Consider the following 17,316-nt stretch of genomic DNA (forward strand, 5'->3'; position numbering starts at 1 on the left):
CCTTACTTGTTGAGGTTGGCCAGGAGGTCGTGGCGGGTGAGGATGCCGACGGGCGCACCGACGAAGGTGACCATGACGGCGTCGTCCTCGCTGAGCATCTTGCGCAGCTCCGCCTGGCCCTCGAGGGAGCCGATGACGGGCAGCCGCGGGCCCATGTGCTCGGAGATCTTGTCGGTGAGCATCGCCTCGCCGCGGAACAGCTTGGCGGACAGCGAGCGCTCGTCCACGGCGCCGAGCACTTCGCCCATGACCACCGGGGGCTCGGTCGAGAGGACCGGCAGGTGGCCCACGCCGTACTCGGTCATGATGTCGATGACGTCGCGGACCGTCTCGTTGGGGTGGGTGTGGACGAGGTCCGGGAGGCGGCCGTCCTTGCCCTTGAGCAGGTCTCCGACCGTCTTCTCGTCCTGGCCCGGGAGGAAGCCGTAGGAGCGCATCCAGTCGTCGTTGAAGATCTTGGCGAGGTAGCCGCGCCCGGAGTCGGGCAGGACGACGACGACGACCGCGTCCTCGGGCAGGTCCTTCGCCACACGCAGGGCGGCGGCCACGGCCATGCCGGAGGAGCCGCCGACGAGGAGGCCCTCCTCGCGGGCGAGCCGGCGCGTCATGGCGAAGGACTCGGCGTCGCTGACGGCCAGGACCTCGTCCGGGACGGACTTGTCATAGTTCCCCGGCCACATGTCCTCGCCGACGCCCTCGACGAAGTACGGCCGGCCGGTGCCGCCGGAGTAGACGGAGCCCTCGGGGTCCGCGCCGATGACCTTGACCTGGCCGCCCTCGGAGGCAGGCCGGTCCCGGGAGACCTCCTTGAGGTACCGGCCGGTGCCGGTGATGGTGCCGCCGGTGCCGGCGCCGATGACCACGTGCGTGATCCTGCCGTCGGTGTCGGCCCAGATCTCCGGGCCGGTGGTCTCGTAGTGGCTGGCCGGGGCCCCCGGGTTGGAGAACTGGTCCGGCTTGAACGCGCCGGGGATCTCGCTGACGAGCCGGTCGGAGACGCCGTAGTAGGACTGCGGGGAGTCCGGCGGGACGGCGGTCGGGGTGACGACGACCTCGGCGCCGTAGGCCGCGAGCACGGCGCGCTTCTCCTCGCCGACCTTGTCCGGGACCACGAAGATGCACCGGTAGCCCTTCTGCTGGCCCACCAGGGCGAGGCCCACGCCGGTGTTGCCGCTCGTGGGCTCGACGATGGTGCCGCCGGGGCCGAGCTTGCCGTCCGCCTCCGCCTGCTCGATCATCTTCAGCGCGATGCGGTCCTTGATGGAGCCGCCGGGGTTGAGGTACTCGAGTTTGACCAGGACCGTCGCCTTGATGCCTTCGGTGACCTTGTTCAGCTGGACGAGGGGCGTGTGCCCGATGAGTTCGACGACGGACTTGGCGTACTTCACGACCCCCACTGTAGCCTCTGGGCCCGGACGCGCAGAGGCGGGCGACTCGGGGGTTCACGCACAGCCCGGAGTTTCGAACGGCGCTCCTTTCCCGATTGACTTATTCGAACATGTTTTCGAGAATTGGAGCATGTCCCTCGCCCTCAGCTCCGATCCCGCGGCGGCCGCCGCGGGGCAGCTGCGCGAGCTCCAGGAACGCATCCACACCCTGCAGGGCCGGCGGAACCGCCAGGGCTCGCACCCCGTGCTCCCGTGCCTGGCACCCCTGTTCCCCGCGGGGCTCCGCGGCGGGGCCGCCTACTCCCTCGACACCCACCTCTCCGTCGCGATGGCCCTGCTGGCCGCCCCGTCCGCCGAGGGGCAGTGGTGCGGCGTGGCCGGGATCCCGGACTTCGGCGCGGAGGCGGCCGCCGGGTTCGGGATCGCCCTCGACCGCCTCGTGCTCGTGCCGGACCCGGGGGCAGACTGGCTCGCCACGGTCGGGGCCCTCGTCGACGTGCTGCCGCTGGTCCTGGTCCGCCCGCCCTCGGCGGCGCGGGCCGGCGAGGCCTCCCGGCTCGCCTCGCGGCTGCGCGAGCGGTCCGGCGTGCTGCTGGTCCTGGGCCCCTGGCCCCAGAGCGAGGCCACGCTGAGCCTGACGGGGTCCAGCTGGGAGGGCCTCGGCCGGGGCCACGGGCATCTGGCGCGCCACCTCGTGGAGCTCCGGGCGAACCACCGCGGGCGCGTCCGCACCGCGACCGTGGACCTCGCCTCCCCCGAGACCTTGGCCCTCCCGGTCCGCGTCCCCCGCCAGGGAGCGGGGAGCCGGCCGTGAGCTCGGCAACGGGCCCTGCCCAGCCGCCCCGGGCGCTCGTGCTGTGGTTCCCGGACTGGCCCCTCGTGGCCGCGCACCTGGCCGGGGAGGTGCCGGACCAGGCCGCGGCGGCCGTGATCGAGAAGGGCCTCGTGTCCGTGTGCTCCGCCCCGGCGCGGGCCGCCGGCGTGGCCCGGGGCCTGCGGGTGCGCGAGGCGCAGGCGCGCTGCCCCGAGCTCGTCAAGGTTCCCGCGGACCCGGAGCGCTCGGCCCGGGAGTTCGAACCCGTGGTGCGGGCCCTCGAGACCGCCGTCCCGGGCGTGCAGGTGCTCCGCCCCGGCCTGTGCGCCCTCAGGGCACCGGGCGCGGCCCGCTACTACGGCAGCGAGCAGGGTGCCGGGGGCGCCGCCCTCGAGGCCGTCTCCCGGCTGGGGCTCGAGGCCCGGGCGGGGATCGCGGACTCGGTCTTCGCCGCGGAACAGGCCGCGCGGGGCACCCAGGAGCTCTCTCCCCTGCGGATCGTGGAGCCGGGCGCCTCGGCCCGGTTCCTCGCGCCCCTGCCCGTCGCGGCCCTCGGCGATGCGAAGATCGCCTCCCTCCTGACGCGGCTGGGCCTGCGCACCCTCGAGGACTTCGCGGCGCTGCCCGCCGCCGAGGTCCGCTCCCGATTCGGCGCCGAGGGCCTCGCCGCCCATGCCCGGGCACGGGGCCGGGACCCCCGGCCCGTCCTGCCCCGGGTCCCGCCGGAGCCGCTCGACCGCTCGGCGGACTTCGAGCCCGGGCTCGAGCGCATCGACCAGATCGCGTTCGCCCTCCGCCCGGTCGCCGAGGACCTCGTCGCCGGGCTCGTGCGCGCGGGGCTCGCCTGCACGCAGCTGCGGGTGCAGATCACCGACGACGCCGGGGGCCGCTCCGAGCGCTCGTGGGGGCACCCGCACCAGTTCGGGCCCGGCGACGCGGTCGACCGGGTCCGCTGGCAGCTGCAGTCCGGCGGCCCCGAGGGCGCGGCCCGGCACCGCACCCCGTGGCGCTCCACGGGCGAGGCGCTGGCGGCCCCGGTGGTCCAGATCCGCCTGGCCCCGGAGCGGGTGGACCTCCTCGGGCGGCGCACCCAGACGCTGTTCGGCGGCGTGGACGAGCGGCTCGACCACGGCCTGCACCGCCTCCAGACGATGCTGGGGCACGGATCGGTGCTGCAGCCGGCCGCGGCCGGCGGCCGGCTCCTGGCAGAGCGCTGCCTTCTCGTGCCCTGGGGCGAGGAGGCCCCGGCCGGGACCTCGGACCTCGCCTCCCGGCCGTGGCCGGGGGCCGTCCCGCCGCCCCTGCCCGCCACGGTCTTCCCCGAACCCCTGCCCGTCGCGCTGTTCGGCGACGATGCGCGCCCCCTCGAGGTGGACGACCGCGGGCACCTCGCCTCCGCGCCGGCCTGGTTCTCCCCGGACCCGGGCACGGCCCGGCGCGCTGTGCGCAGCTGGGCAGGGCCCTGGCCGCTGCGCGAGAGGTGGTGGGACGTGGAAGGGAGCCGGCGGGCGGAACGCTTCCAGATCCTCGACAGCGAGGGAGAGGCCTGGCTGCTGCTGGGCGAGGACGGCCGATGGTGGGCCGAGGCCCGGTACGACTGAGGCCGGTACGACCAGAGCCGGCGACGACTGAGAACTGAGGGAGGAACCGATGGGGTGGACCAATCCGCCGATCCCCTGGCGGCAGCTCCACGACATCCTCGACGGCAAGGAGGTCACCGCGGACGAGCTCCGCGGACGCACCGGAGCCGGCCGGGCCCCGGTCGAGCACGACGGCGGGGACAGCCCGGCCTGGTCCCGCAAGCGCGGCCCCTACATCCCCCTCCCCGCGCTCTCCGGCGGACCCCGCGCCGGGGGCGGGGACGGAACCGACGCCCAGGCTGCGGGCGCGCACGACGGCGGCCGGTCGCCGTCGTCGGTCGGCTCGCCCGCGGCCGTGCCCTACGCGGAGCTGCACGTCCACTCGCACTACAGCTTCCTCGACGGGGCATCCTCGCCGGAGGAGCTCGTGGAGGAGGCCGTGCGGCTGGGCCTGTCCGCGATCGCCATCACGGACCACGACGGCTTCTACGGGGCGGTGCGCCTCGCCGAGGCCGCCGAGGCCTACGGGCTGGCCACCGTGTTCGGCGCCGAGCTCTCGCTGGGCCTGTCCGCCCCGCAGAACGGGCGGCCTGACCCGGAGGGCGAGCACCTGCTCGTCCTGGCCCGCGGTGAGGAGGGGTACCACCGGCTGGCCGGGGCCATCACCGCCGGGCAGCTCGCCCGGGAGGCGGAGAAGGGCCGGCCCGTGTTCGTCCTCGAAGACCTCGCCGAGCGCCTGCGCGGGCACTGCGTGGTACTCAGCGGGTGCCGCAAGGGCGTGGTCCGCAGGGCCCTCGTCGACCACGGGGAGGCGGCCGCCGAGCGCGCCGTCCGGACGCTCGTGGAGCTGTTCGGCCACGACGGGGTCGCCGTGGAGCTCTACGACCAGGGCAGCCCGCTCGACACCGACCACAACGACGTCCTCGCCGCCCTCGCCGCCCGCCTGGACCTGCCGTGCGTGGCCACGAACGCGGTGCACTTCGCCGCACCGTCCCGGCACCCCCTCGCGACGGCGCTCGCGGCGGTGCGCGCCCGGCGCAGCCTCGACGAGCTCGACGGCTGGCTGCCCGCCACCGACGGCGCGCACCTGCGCAGCGGGGCCGAGATGGCGCACCGGTTCGCGCGCTATCCCGGCGCGGTGGAGAACACCGTGCGCCTCGCCGGAGCGCTGGCCTTCCCCCTGCGCTCCGCCCGCCCGAGGCTGCCGAAGCAGGAGGTCCCGGAGGGCAGCACGCCGATGTCCCACCTGCGGGACCTCGTGGAGCTCGGCCTCGCGGACCGGTACGGCGTCCCGGGACCCGGCTGGCGGGGGCCCGTGCCGCCCGAGGAGGTCCGCGAGCGCCTCGAGAAGGAGCTCGCGGTGATCGAGAAGAAGGACTTCCCGGGCTACTTCCTCATCGTGCACGAGATCGTCCAGTTCGCCCGCAGCCGGGGCATCCTCTGCCAGGGCCGCGGCTCGGCGGCCAACTCGGCCGTGTGCTACCTGCTGGGGATCACGGCGGTGGACAGCATCGCGTACCGGCTGCCGTTCGAGCGGTTCCTCTCGAGCCTGCGCGAGGAGGAGCCGGACATCGACGTCGACTTCGACTCGGACCGGCGCGAGGAGGTCATCCAGCACGTGTACGCGAAGTACGGCCGCGCCAACGCCGCCCAGGTCGCCAACGTGATCAGCTACCGGCCCAAGAACGCGGTGCGGGACGCGGCCAAGGCCCTGGGCTACGGCCCCGGACAGCAGGACGCCTGGTCCAAGCGGCTCGAGCGGTGGGACGCCCTCTCGGCCGCCGGGTCCGACGACGCCGACGGCATCCCGCCACGCGTCGTGGCCCTCGCCGAGCAGTTCCTCGGCTACCCGCGCCACCTGGGCATCCACTCCGGCGGCATGGTGCTCACGGAGCGGCCGGTGGGCGAGGTGGTGCCGATCGAGCACGCACGCATGGAGAACCGGACGGTCCTGCAGTGGGACAAGGACGACTGCGAGTGGATGGGCCTGGTCAAGTTCGACCTGCTCGGCCTCGGGATGCTCGCGGCCCTCCAGTACTGCTTCGACCTGGTCGAGGAGCACTTCGGGGTGCGCTGGCGGATCGAGGACCTCCCCAAGGAGGAGCCCGCCGTCTATGACATGCTGTGCCGCGCCGACTCGGTGGGCGTGTTCCAGGTCGAGTCGAGGGCGCAGATGAGCACGCTCCCGCGGCTGCGGCCCCGGTGCTTCTACGACCTCGTGGTGGAGATCGCCCTCATCCGGCCCGGGCCGATCCAGGGCGGCGCGGTCCACCCCTACATCCGCCGGCGTGCGGGCGAGGAGCCGGTGACCTACCCGCACCCGCTGCTCGAGCCGGTGCTCGAGCGCACCTTGGGGGTGCCCCTGTTCCAGGAGCAGCTCATGCAGATGGCCATGGCGATCGGCGGCTGCACGGCCGAGGACGCCGACCTGCTGCGCCGGGCGATGGGCTCCAAGCGAGGGGTCGAGAAGATCGGGAGCCTGAAGGAGAAGCTCTTCGCCGGCATGGCCGCGAACGGGCTGACGCCCGAGGAGTCGAAGGCGATCTACACCCAGATCGCAGCGTTCGCCGACTTCGGCTTCGCCGAGTCCCACTCCATCAGCTTCGCGGTGCTCGTGTACGCGAGCTCGTGGCTCAAGCTGCACTACCCCGGCGCCTTCCTCGCCGCGCTCCTGCGGGCCCAGCCCATGGGCTTCTACTCGCCTCAGACCCTGGTGGCGGACGCGCGCCGGCACGGCGTCACGGTGCTCCGCCCGGACATCCTCCGCTCCCGCGCGGACGCGTGCCTCGAGCCGCATGATGGGACGCATGATGGGGCGGACGACGCCGGCCGGGAGGCTCCGGCGGCGGGCTCACCGCACGCCCCGGGGCCGGGGGCCTCGACGCAGGCCCCGGCAAGCCCGGGCCTGGAGACGTGCCTGGACCGGGTCCAGCCCCCGATCGGCCCCTTCGACCCCCAGGCCCCGGATGAGGGGGCCGCCCACCGGCGGGACGGGAGCCGCGCGGTACGGCTCGGGCTCTCCAGCGTGCGCGGCATCGGCCAGGACCTCGCCGAGAGGATCGTCGCAGAGCGCGAGGCCGGGGGCCCCTTCCGGGAGCTGGCCGAGCTGTCCCGGCGCACCGGGCTCACGGCGGAGCAGCTCGAGGCGCTCTCCTCGGCCGGGGCCCTGGACTCGCTCGGCCTCACCCGGCGCGAGGCCCTGTGGCAGTCGGGGGCAGCAGCCCTCGAGCGGCCGGGCCAGCTCCCCGGGTCCCAGCCCTACGTCCAGCCGCCGCTCCTGCCCGAACTGGCCGCGGAGGACGCCGTGGCCTACGACCTGTGGGCCACCGGCGTCGCCACCGACGACCACCCGCTGCGCCACGCCCGCGGCCGCCTCGACGCGCGCGGCGTCCTGCAGATCAGCCAGCTGGAGACCGCGGCGCCGGGAGGCCGGATCGAGGTGGCCGGGATCGTGACCCACCGGCAGCGGCCGCAGACCGCACAGGGCATCACCTTCATGAACATCGAGGACGAGACGGGGATCCTCAATGTGGTGTGCAGCATCGGGGTCTGGACCCGCTACCGGCGGACCGCACAGGCCGCGCCCGCCATGGTCATCCGCGGGATGCTCGAGCGCTCGAAGGAGGGCGTGACGAACCTGGTCGCGGACCGGCTCGAGGCACTGCCCCTGAAGGCGAAGACGGCCAGCCGCGACTTCAGGTGAGCCCCTCCCGCCCTGCCGGGACGGGACCGCTACCCGGCCTGCGGCCTGCGGGTCTCCCACAGCCCGAGGACGTTGCCCTCCGTGTCCTTGAAGTACGCGGTGAAGCCCATCTCCCCCACGGGCATGCGCGGGAGGACCGTGGAGCCGCCAAGGGACTCGATCTTCGCCAGGGCAGCGTCGATGTCCTCGACGTCGATGGTGACCACCGGCGCGGACGAGGGCGCCTGGGCGCCGCGGGCGAACATCCCGCCGTTGATCGAGCCGGCCTCTGCAGGCCTGCCCTGCTCGTCCAGCGGCGTGGTCCCCACCAGGGTGTACTCCATCTCCGGCAACGGGTTGATCTCCCATCCGAACGCTTCGGCGAAGAACCGGCGCCCCCGCTCCACGTCGTCGAGGGGGATCTCGAAATGGACAACTCCTCCAGCCATGGCGCTGCAGTCCTCTCCTGCTCGTGGAACCCTCAGGCAGTCGGATTCTCGCCCCGCGCGCGTGCAGCCGCTAGGGCAGAAGGACACCCCTGTCAGCTTCTGTCGGCGCCCCGTGGCATGATGCTCCGGTGACTCTCGCTCCCCCGCCCCCTCGGACCGCGGCCCCCGCCGCGGCGCCTCCGGAGGCAGGCTCGGCTCCACGGTGCGCGGACGCCGAGGGCACCTGGGAGGCTCCGGAGCACTACTCCCTGGCCGCGACCTGGTTCCCCCTCCAGCGCGGGGACGGCGACCCCAGCTTCGCGCCCCATCCGGGCGGGCTCTGGGCCGCCTTCGCGACTCCTGAAGGCCCCGTCTCCCTCCTCGCCACCCACCAGCGCGCCCCCGGCCGCCCCGGAACGGTGACGGTGCGCGCGTGGGGCGACGGAGCGGCGTCGGCCGTCGCCTTGGCGCCGGCGATGCTGGGCCTGCACGACGACTGGTCCGCGTTCGACGACGCGGCCTTCCTCGCCGGGCTCCCCCGCCTGGTCCGGGAGACGAGACGGCGCCACCCCGGATTCAGGCTGCCCGCCACGGGACGGATGGTGGAGGCCCTCGTGCCCACCATCCTCGAGCAGAAGGTCACGACCCTCGAGGCCCGCCGCGCCTACCGGTACCTCGTGCGCCGCTACGGCACGCCCGCGCCCGGCGCCGGGCAGTTCGCCCCGGCCGGCCTCATGGTCGCCCCGGACGCACGGGCCTGGCTCGGGATCCCCTCCTGGGAGTGGCACCGGGCCGGCGTCGGCCCGCAGCGCTCGGACACCGTGATGCGGGCACTGCGCTCCGCCGCGGGGATCGAGCGCCTCGCAGCGCGCACCGCGGCCGAGGCCTCGGCGGCCCTGCAGAGCATCCCCGGCATCGGCGTGTGGACCGCCGCCGAAGTCACCCAGCGCACGCATGCAGACCCCGATTCGATCTCGGTGGGCGACTACCACCTCGCGCACTTCGTCGGCTACGCCCTCACCGGCGAGCGCACCGATGACCACGGCATGCTGCGCCTCCTCGAGCCGTGGCGCGGCCACCGGCAGCGGATCGTCCGGCTCCTCGGCCTGTCGGGGGTGCGTGCCCCGCGCTATGGGGCGAGGATCACGATCCAGGATCACCGCCGGCACTGAGGGGCGACCCTAGACTGTGCCCATGCCCTTGGCCGTCGTCGGAGCCCTGCTGCTCGTCCTCGGCGCCGCCGCTGCGGCCGTGGGCATCCTGCCATGGCCCGCGGTCGGCGCCCTGACCGAGCGCGTCGGCCCCATTCTCGCCTTCGTCGCCTCCATCACCGTGGTGACCGAACTCCTCAACGCCGCCGGGCTGTTCGAGTGGATGGCCTCCTACTTCCGGCGCTGGGGCCGCGGGCGCGTGTGGGTGCTGTGGCTGCTCGTGGTCGGCCTGTCCCTGGCCGCCACCGTGTTCCTCTCCCTCGACACGACGGCGGTGCTGCTGACCCCGATCGTGGTGGTCCTCGCGCGGCGCTGCGGCCTGCCGCCGCTGCCCTTCGCGCTCACCACAGTGTGGCTGGCGAACACCGGCTCGCTGCTGCTGCCCGTCTCCAACCTCACCAACCTCCTCGCCCTGCACGCGCTCGGCTCCGTCTCCCCGGGGGAGTTCGCCGCACGCATGGCGCTGCCCGCGCTGTGGTGCGCGGCCGTGCCGGTCGCGGCGGTGGCCCTCGTGTTCCGCCGCGAGCTGGCGGGGCGCTACAACAGCGTCCGGCTGGGCCGCGTCCAGTCCGATCCGGACGAGGCCCAGGGCGCCCAGGCGTCCACGAGGGACCCCGTGCTGCTCGGCCTCGGCGCCGGCGTCCTCGCGCTCCTCCTCCCGGCCCTCGTGACCGGGGTGCCCGTGTGGATCCCGGCGACGGCGGCCGCGCTCGTCCTCCTCGTCGCCTTCGGCATCCGGCGCCGCACGGTGCTGCGGTGGGCGCTCGTGCCCTGGCAGCTGCTCGTCTTCGCGGCGGGCCTGTTCCTCGTGATGGAGGCGCTGCAGTACGTCGGCGCTCGCGAGCTCGCCGCCGCGGTGCTCGGCACCGGCGATGGCCCCGGCAGCCTCGTGCGGGTCGCGGCCGCGGGGGCCGTGGGCGCCAACGTGGTCAACAACCTGCCCGCGTATCTGGCCTTCGAGCAGGCAGCAGGCGGCCCGGCGCGGCTCGTGGCCCTGCTCGTCGGGGTGAACGCGGGCCCGCTCGTGGCCCCGTGGGCGTCCCTCGCGACGCTCATCTGGCACGAGCAGCTGCGGCGGCTCGGCGTGGGCATCTCGTGGTGGGGGTACGCCGCGGCCGGCGCCGTACTGGTCCCGCTGATGGTGGTCCCGGCGGCCCTGCTCGCGGCCCTCGGGTAACCCGGGCCCGCGGCGTGAGAGGATCGGCGCATGGTCACCCGCGCAGAGCTTGACGGAGTGCTCGAGGCCGGCGGCCGGCTGATCGGCTCCGACGGCACGGACCTCGGCTCGATCGACCAGATCGTGCTGGACACCTCCGGGTCCTGGCCCGCCTTCGTGTCCGTCCGCGCCGGCTTCTTCGGGATCACCCAGCGGTTCGTCCCGCTGGACGGAGCGAGTGTGGACGGCTCCGCCGTACGCATCGCGTTCGACGCCGACGCCGTCCGGTCCGCGCCGCGCGTCGCCTCCGACCGCGGCGGCCTCAGCAGGGACCAGGCGGCCCAGCTCCGGGAGCACTACGGACTCCCTGCTGACGCTGGCAACTCCGGCACCGCCGAGGTCACCTCTTCGGACGCCGAGGTCGGGTCCCCGGACGCCGGGCCAGAGCACCCTGCTCCCCCACAACCCGGGCCGCCGCCTCCGCCTTCACCATCATCTGGGGTGCCCCCGCACCCGCAGCCCCCGCACGAGCCGGGACCTCCGCACCGCCCGCACGAGCCGGGGCCACCGCACCACCCGCGACCGCCGCACCCACCGGGACCGCCGCCCCAGCCATGACCTCGGCAGTCGGTGCTGCCCCGAGGCCGGGGAGCCCTCCCCATCGTGGGCCCGCGGCGCGCCCGCTAGGGTGAGGGGGCAGAGCGGGTGCGGCCGGACACGGCCGCGGCGAGGCACGTGAGGGGGGATCCACGTGGGGGAAAAGGTCGGCGCCGACGTCGAGGCGCTGCGGGGCGCGGCCCGCGCGATGCTTGCACGCGCGGGACGCCTCGAGCAGACGTCCCGGGACGTGGACCGTCTCGTGCGCCTGGACGGGATCTGGGCCGGTCAGGACGCCGAGGCGTTCGGGGCGGCGTGGTTCGGCTCCGCGAGGCCCCAGCTGCTCCTGGTGGCCACCGCGGTGAAGTCCGCCGGGGAGACCATGCTCCGCAACGCGGATGCGCAGGAGGCGACGAGCAGCGAACTCGGCAGCGCGGGCCAGGGCGGACACGGCGAGGGCGGGCAGGGCGGCACCCGGCCGCCCTCGGGCGCGCCGGCACCCGATCCGGTCAGCTCCGACGCCGGCCCCACCGCAGACCACTCCACGCCCCGCTTCCCCGACCCGGGCGCCGCCGACCTGACCACGAGACAGCTGGACGATCTCAAGGGCCGGCTGCACGATGCGGCCACCGATGGCGGCCTCGGAGACTTCTTCGGCGGAAACGAGGGGGACATCGCCGCACTCCGCGCCGCGCTGGCCGCGCTCCGCCCGGCTGAGCTCGACCAATTCCTGCGCAGCTGCTCGGACGTCGAGCTCCGCAGGCTCGGACAGACCGTGGCAGGCGGCAACGGCGGCCTCTTCGACTGGGACGGCACCAGCGCCTTCGACCGCCAGTCCCTTCTGGACACCATGCTCGCCAAGGCCTCCCCCGGACAGGTGGCCCGGGTCGGAAGCCTCATCCCCTGGGCCCAGCCGGACGCCCAGGCGATGGGCGACCAGGCCCGGGGCCAGGGCGGCGACGCCAGCAACCGCTGGATGACCCCTGCAGGGCCGGTGGTCTCAGCCCACCCTCAGGGGCCCGAGGACATCCGCCAAGGTGGGTACGGCACGTGCGTGGTCGATTCCGCCGCGGGAGCACTCGTCACCGCGGATCCGAACTGGGCCCGCGACCACGTGGCAGACAACGGCAACGGCACGGTGTCCGTCAAGCTCTACGATGGCGGCCACGAGCGATGGGTCACGGTCTCCGCGTCGCTCCCCGATGACGGCCAGGGCGGCCAGAAGGGTGCCAAGCCGGGTCCCGGCGGCAACTGGAACGCCTACGTCGAGAAGGCGCTCGCCCAGGTGTACACCGACGACGACGGCCGCGACGGCCCGGGGGACGCGGTCTACGGACCGGGGCACTACCGGGCGATCGAGGGAAACTACGGCCCGGACGTACTGAAGTACCTCACGCCGTCCTCCACCGCCCAGGACCACGACCCGGCCACACTCTGGGATGCGGTGCGCGACCGCCGCCCCGCCATCGTCTCCACGTTCGGCACCAAGCCGGACGGTGCCCCCAGCGGCTACATCGCCGGGCACGAGTTCTTCGCCACCGGCATGGACGGCGACAAGGTGGTGCTCCAGAATCCCTGGGGCCCGTCGGAGACGAAGCTCGTCATCACGAGGGACCAGTACGCGGCGTACTTCCAGAACGCGACGGTGGTGAGCCGATGAGGGCGCGCACCCGGAACGCCGCGTCCGGGCGGCCCACCGGCCCGTCCCTCCTCGCGGGCGCAGCCGCCGCGGCCCTCGCCGTCGCCGTCCTCGCCGGGTGCGGGTCGGCCGCGCCCGCGTCCCCGCCCCCGCAGTCCTCCGCGAAAGGAACCACCGTGGCCGCATGCCAGCACACCGGCGCCTACAAGCTGGTCCCGTCCGTCAACGGCTCGTATCCGCTGCTGCCGGTCTCGCCCCGGGGCGCCGACGCGACGCCCCGGGTCCGCCTCGTCTCGGCCAGGCCGGCGGCGGACCCCGCCACGGTGGACCTCTCGCTCATCGCCGACGATCCCGCCTTGGGCGGTCCGAAGGAGTTCCCCGGGCTGACCGTCGGCGAGACGGCCGAGTACGCCGGCTACACCGTCCGGGTGACCGCAATCTGCGAGGGAGAGGTCTGGTTCGACCTCACGGCACGGCCCTAGGCCGGCGAGGCCTCCCCGAGCCCCAGCCGCGCGACCGCCTCTTCGCGCATCTGGACCTTGCGGACCTTCCCGGAGACGGTCATGGGGAACGAGTCGCGGATGTCCACGTAGCGCGGCACCTTGTAGTGCGCCAACTCGCCCTTGCAGTACTCCGCGATGTCCTCGGCGGTGAGCGGCTGCGCGCCGGGCCGGAGGATGATGCACGCCATGAGCTCCTCGCCGTAGGTCGGGTCGGGAACCCCGATGACCTGGACGTCCTGGATGTCCGGGTGCCGGTAGAGGAACTCCTCGATCTCGCGCGGGTAGACGTTCTCGCCCCCGCGGATCACCATGTCCTTGATCCGCCCCTCGATCATCACGTAGCCGTCCTCGTCCATCCGGGCGAGGTCGCCCGTGTGCATCCAGCCGTCCGCGTCGATGGCCTCGGCCGTCTTGTCGGGCTGGTCCCAGTAGCCGGCCATCACGGCGTAGCCGCGGGTGCACAGCTCGCCGATGGCCCCGCGTTCCACGGTCTCGCCGGTCGCCGGGTCCACCACCTTGCTCTCGAGGTTGGGCATGGTCCGTCCGACGGTGCCCGTGCGCTGGGCGAGGGAGTCCCCCGCACGGGTCATGGTGGAGACCGGGGAGGTCTCGGTCATGCCGTAGCAGATGGCCACCCCCTCCATGTGCATGTCGGAGATGACCCGCTCCATGACCTCGACCGGGCACGTCGAGCCGGCCATGACCCCGGTGCGGAGCGTGCCGAGCCGGTAGGAGCCGAAGTCGGGCAGCGCGAGCTCGGCGATGAACATGGTCGGGACGCCGTAGAGGGAGGTGCCGCCGAAGTCCTGGACGGCCCGCAGGGCGGCGTCGGGCTTGAAGCCGCGGCCGGGCAGGATCGTGGCACAGCCGTGCGAGTACGCCGCGAGGTTGCCGATGACCATGCCGAAGCAGTGGTAGAACGGCACCGGGATGACCACCCGGTCCTCGGGCGTGTAGCCGAGCAGCTCGCCGATCGCGAACCCGTTGTTGAGGATGTTCCGGTGCGTGAGCGTGGCGCCCTTGGGGAACCCCGTGGTGCCGGACGTGTACTGGATGTTGATCGGGTCCTCCGCGGAGAGCATCGCCGCCCGCTCCTCGACGGCCGACGCCGGCACCTCGCCCGCGCGGGCCACGAGGGCCTCCCAGGTGGTCTCCTCGCCCGACGCCGGCACGCCGGGCTCGAACACGGCCTCGCCCGGGGCGGGGGGCGCCGGCAGGAACACGAGCTCGCGCAGGTCGGGGCATTCGGCGAGCGCGGTGCGGGCCATGGCGACGTACTCGCTCGTGCGGTCGCTGGGCGCGACGACGAGCATGCGCATGCCGTTCTGCCGGACCACGAACTGCAGCTCGTGGGCGCGGTAGGCCGGGTTGACGTTGACGAGGATGGCGCCGATGGCCGCGGTCGCGTACTGGATCACCGTCCACTCGGCGCAGTTCGGGCTCCAGATGCCCACACGGTCGCCCTTCGCGACGCCCGCGGCGAGGAGCCCGCGGGCGGCGGCATCGACGTCGTGCGCGAGCTCCGCGTAGGTCCAGCGGCGGGCGGCGTCGGCGCGGCCGTCTCCCGCCGCCTCCACGAGGGCCTCCCGGTCAGCGTGCTGCCCGACCGCGCGGGCGAAGTTGGCGCCGATGGTCTCTTCGAGCAGGGACATCGTCGTCTCGCCTGCCGTGTAGGAGCTCTGCATGGATGAAAGCTACCAACTCGGTAGGCTGGCGACCATGACTGATCCCGTGCGCCTGAAGGCGACCTTCATCCCCAACGAGGGCGAGTTCTTCCGCGTCAAGCTCGCCCTCGACATCGCGATCGAGGAGGTCCAGCGCGAGCCCGGCTGCCTCCAGTACGAGATCACCGACGAGTCGGAGGACCGGCTCGTGCTCTCCGAGCTCTGGGCCTCCGAGGAGGACCTCGAGAGGCACTCGAAGGGTGTGGCCGTGCAGGACCTCAACGAGTCGCTCAGCGCCCTGCTGGCCGAGCCGATCACCATCGAGCGCCTGTAGGAGCCCGGACGCAGCAACGGCGCCGCCCCCAGCTGCTGGGAGCGGCGCCGTTCGCGCGCAGGGGGCGCGGTGCGTCAGTTCTGCGGGCCCTGGGCCTGCGCCTCGGCGACCTTCTTGTGGACGTCCTCCATGTCGAGGTCCTTCACCGCGGTGATGACCTGCTCGAGCGCGGAGGCGGGCAGGGCGCCGGGCTGCGAGAAGACGAGGACCTTCTCGCGGAACGCCATGAGGGTCGGGATCGAGGTGATGTTCGCCTGGGCGGCGAGCATCTGCTCGGCCTCAGTGTCCACCTTGGCGAACACCACGTCCGGGTGCTTCTCCGAGGCGGCCTCGTAGGTCGGGGCGAACTGGCGGCACGGGCCGCACCACGACGCCCAGAAGTCCACCAGGACGATGTCGTTCTTCTCGATGACCTCGGCGAAGTCCTCGCCGGTGACGTTCTTCGTTGCCATGCCGCGCTCCTTGCTCTCTGTGCGGGTGACCCTGCGGGGTCGGTCTGAAAGTCTCAACGATACCCAGGGGGGTTTCATTCCCGGGGTACGGGCTCCCGGCCTCCTTCCCCGTGGGCCGGGACTCAAACAGCCGCGGGCTCGTGCGCCTGGATGTACTTCCGGCCGCCCAGGGCGATGCCGATCGAGATGACGAGGGCGGCGGCGGAGGCGTAGAACGGCACGGGGGCCCCGTAGGTCTCGCCGAGCCACGTGGCGATGAAGGGGGCGAGGGCGCCGCCCATCCAGCGGACAAAGTTGTAGCCGGCGCTCGCCACGGGCCGCGGCGCGTCGGAGACGCCCATCGCGAGCTCGGTGTAGACGGTGTTGTTGATGCCCAGCAGCGCCCCGGCGACGATCGTCAGGACCACGACTGCGGGGACCGCGTGGGCGGCCGCCGAGAGGGCCATGCCCACCAGGACCACAGCCAGCCCGGCGAGCGTGCCGGCCAGGACCTTCACGTCCCCGAAGCGGGCCTGCAGCTGCGGGGCCACGAAGACCGAGAAGAGCGCGAGGGCCACGCCCCAGCCGAAGAACACCGCGCCGATCCCGTAGGCGCCCATGCCGAGGATGAACGGCACGAAGGCGAGCACGGTGTAGAAGCCGAAGTTGTAGAAGAACGCGCTGCCGGCCACCGAGCGCAGGCCGGCGTGGCCGAGGGCCTGGAGGGGATCGCGGAACCGGGTCTTCTTCGCCGACGGCTGGGTCTTCGGGAGGGTCGCAAGGATCGCGATGAACGCAATGGCCATGAGCGTCGCGGTGCCGAAGAACGGCATGCGCCACTGCCACCCGCCCAGGAGCGCCCCGGCGAGCGGGCCGAGCGAGAGGCCGAGGCCGAGGGCGGCCTCATAGAGGATGATCGCCGTGGACGTCCCGCCGGAGGCGACGCCGACGATCACGGCGAGCGCGGTCGCGACGAACAGGGAGTTGCCGAGGCCCCAGCCGGCGCGCCAGCCGATGAGCTCGGCGACGCTCTGGCTCGTGCCGGACAGGCTCGCGAACGTCACGATGAGCGCGAGGCCGATCAGCAGGGTCTTCTTCCCGCCGATCCGGGAGGAGACCCAGCCGGTGACGAGCATCATCACGGCCGTGACGAGGAAGTAGCTCGTGAACAGCAGCGAGACCTGGCTCGGGCTCGCGTCGAGATTCTGGGCGATCGCGGGAAGGATCGGGTCCACGAGGCCGATGCCCATGAAGGCGAAGACGGACGCGGCGGCCGTGGCCCAGACGGCCTTGGGCTGGCGGAAGAACGAGGCCTTCTCGGCCTCGAGCGTCTCGTGCGGAGCCGGGCCGTGCTGGGGCGCGGGGGCGGATTCGCGGTGGGATTCGGGCTGGACGCCGGTGTCGGCGGTCATGCGGGCGGCTCCTGGTTCATCACGTACTGGTTGATCTTGTCCATCACGGGCAGCGCGGCCGCGAGGGCCGCGCGCTCGTCGTCGTCGAGCGTTGCGAGGGCGGCGGCCATCCGCTCGGTGCGGCGCGCGTTGGCGCACTGCGCGGTCGCGTCGCCCTCGGGGGTCCGGCGCACGACGACGGCCCTCGCGTCGTGCGGGTCGCTGCACCGCTCGAGGAGGCCGGCCTTCTCGAGCCGGGCCACCTGCTCGGTGGCCGTGGGCACCCGGACGCCGAGGTTCTTGGCGATGGCCCCCATGCGCAGCCCCTCGCCGGCGACCATGTTCAGGACGCTCAGCTGGGCGGCTGAGAGCTCGGAGAGCTCGTCGAGCCGGCGGGCCATGTAGGTGCCGTAGCGGATCGCGTCCCTGAAGCCCTCGGCCAGCCGGGCAAGCTCCTCGTTCATACTTAGGTACCCTAATAGTTAGGCACCCTAATGT

15 protein-coding genes are annotated in these 17,316 nt (G+C 73.5%); 9 read left to right on the plus strand and 6 right to left on the minus strand.

Annotated elements, in window-relative coordinates; translation table 11 throughout:
• Positions 1–2 precede the first annotated feature (2 nt).
• Positions 3–1,388, minus strand: a complete 1,386-nt coding sequence (locus tag SA2016_RS15390) for a cystathionine beta-synthase (RefSeq protein ID WP_066502669.1) — start codon at positions 1,386–1,388, stop codon at positions 3–5.
• A 130-nt stretch (positions 1,389–1,518) separates the two neighbouring features.
• Here SA2016_RS15390 and imuA' point away from each other — a divergent pair, with 130 nt between their 5' ends.
• From imuA' to SA2016_RS15405, 3 genes are read left to right on the plus strand one after another with little or no spacing between them, the layout of a single operon-like run.
• A complete protein-coding gene (gene imuA', locus SA2016_RS21520) occupies positions 1,519–2,202 on the plus strand; it encodes a DnaE2-dependent mutagenesis accessory factor ImuA' (RefSeq protein WP_066499730.1) in 684 nt (227 codons plus the stop codon).
• A complete protein-coding gene (locus tag SA2016_RS15400; protein ID WP_066499732.1) occupies positions 2,199–3,803 on the plus strand; it encodes a DNA polymerase Y family protein in 1,605 nt (534 codons plus the stop codon). The genes imuA' and SA2016_RS15400 overlap by 4 nt, the downstream gene beginning before the upstream one ends.
• Positions 3,804–3,852: 49 nt before the next feature.
• A complete protein-coding gene (locus SA2016_RS15405) occupies positions 3,853–7,485 on the plus strand; it encodes an error-prone DNA polymerase (protein WP_066499734.1) in 3,633 nt (1,210 codons plus the stop codon).
• Between the two features lie 29 nt (positions 7,486–7,514).
• Here the strand turns inward: SA2016_RS15405 and SA2016_RS15410 are convergent, their stop codons facing one another.
• Positions 7,515–7,913 carry a VOC family protein gene (locus tag SA2016_RS15410; RefSeq protein WP_066499736.1) on the minus strand — a complete coding sequence of 133 codons (399 nt, stop codon included), beginning with the start codon at positions 7,911–7,913 and terminating at the stop codon, positions 7,515–7,517.
• Between the two features lie 128 nt (positions 7,914–8,041).
• Here SA2016_RS15410 and SA2016_RS15415 point away from each other — a divergent pair, with 128 nt between their 5' ends.
• The 5 genes from SA2016_RS15415 (at position 8,042) to SA2016_RS15435 (ending at position 12,977) form a co-directional block, all read left to right on the plus strand.
• Positions 8,042–9,064 carry a DNA-3-methyladenine glycosylase family protein gene (locus SA2016_RS15415; protein ID WP_066499737.1) on the plus strand — a complete coding sequence of 341 codons (1,023 nt, stop codon included), beginning with the start codon at positions 8,042–8,044 and terminating at the stop codon, positions 9,062–9,064.
• Positions 9,065–9,086: 22 nt separating this feature from the next.
• Positions 9,087–10,280 (plus strand): SLC13 family permease, encoded by a 1,194-nt coding sequence (locus SA2016_RS15420; protein ID WP_066502673.1) that lies wholly within the window; start codon positions 9,087–9,089, stop codon positions 10,278–10,280.
• Positions 10,281–10,310: 30 nt separating this feature from the next.
• Positions 10,311–10,877, plus strand: coding sequence for a PRC-barrel domain-containing protein (locus SA2016_RS21525; protein WP_066499738.1), 567 nt, complete (start codon positions 10,311–10,313; stop codon positions 10,875–10,877).
• Between the two features lie 133 nt (positions 10,878–11,010).
• Positions 11,011–12,516 (plus strand): WXG100 family type VII secretion target, encoded by a 1,506-nt coding sequence (locus tag SA2016_RS15430; RefSeq protein WP_229710887.1) that lies wholly within the window; start codon positions 11,011–11,013, stop codon positions 12,514–12,516.
• Positions 12,513–12,977 (plus strand): hypothetical protein, encoded by a 465-nt coding sequence (locus tag SA2016_RS15435; RefSeq protein WP_229710888.1) that lies wholly within the window; start codon positions 12,513–12,515, stop codon positions 12,975–12,977. Before SA2016_RS15430 ends, SA2016_RS15435 begins: the two co-directional genes overlap by 4 nt.
• Here the strand turns inward: SA2016_RS15435 and SA2016_RS15440 are convergent.
• Complete coding sequence (locus tag SA2016_RS15440; RefSeq protein WP_066499740.1) at positions 12,974–14,683, minus strand: AMP-binding protein; 1,710 nt, start codon at positions 14,681–14,683, stop codon at positions 12,974–12,976. The genes SA2016_RS15435 and SA2016_RS15440 overlap by 4 nt on opposite strands.
• Positions 14,684–14,717: 34 nt before the next feature.
• Here SA2016_RS15440 and SA2016_RS15445 point away from each other — a divergent pair, with 34 nt between their 5' ends.
• Positions 14,718–14,996, plus strand: coding sequence for a putative quinol monooxygenase (locus SA2016_RS15445; protein WP_066499743.1), 279 nt, complete (start codon positions 14,718–14,720; stop codon positions 14,994–14,996).
• Positions 14,997–15,070: 74 nt separating this feature from the next.
• Here the strand turns inward: SA2016_RS15445 and trxA are convergent, their stop codons facing one another.
• From trxA to SA2016_RS15460, 3 genes are all read right to left on the minus strand, one after another.
• Positions 15,071–15,448 carry a thioredoxin gene (gene trxA / locus SA2016_RS15450; RefSeq protein WP_066499745.1) on the minus strand — a complete coding sequence of 126 codons (378 nt, stop codon included), beginning with the start codon at positions 15,446–15,448 and terminating at the stop codon, positions 15,071–15,073.
• A gap of 122 nt (positions 15,449–15,570) precedes the next feature.
• Complete coding sequence (locus tag SA2016_RS15455) at positions 15,571–16,839, minus strand: MFS transporter (RefSeq protein ID WP_084249578.1); 1,269 nt, start codon at positions 16,837–16,839, stop codon at positions 15,571–15,573.
• Positions 16,836–17,282 (minus strand): MarR family winged helix-turn-helix transcriptional regulator, encoded by a 447-nt coding sequence (locus SA2016_RS15460; protein ID WP_066499746.1) that lies wholly within the window; start codon positions 17,280–17,282, stop codon positions 16,836–16,838. The genes SA2016_RS15455 and SA2016_RS15460 overlap by 4 nt, the downstream gene beginning before the upstream one ends.
• Between the last annotated feature and the right edge of the window lie 34 nt (positions 17,283–17,316).

The organism is Sinomonas atrocyanea (genome assembly GCF_001577305.1).
Classification (GTDB): Bacteria; Actinomycetota; Actinomycetes; order Actinomycetales; family Micrococcaceae; genus Sinomonas; species Sinomonas atrocyanea.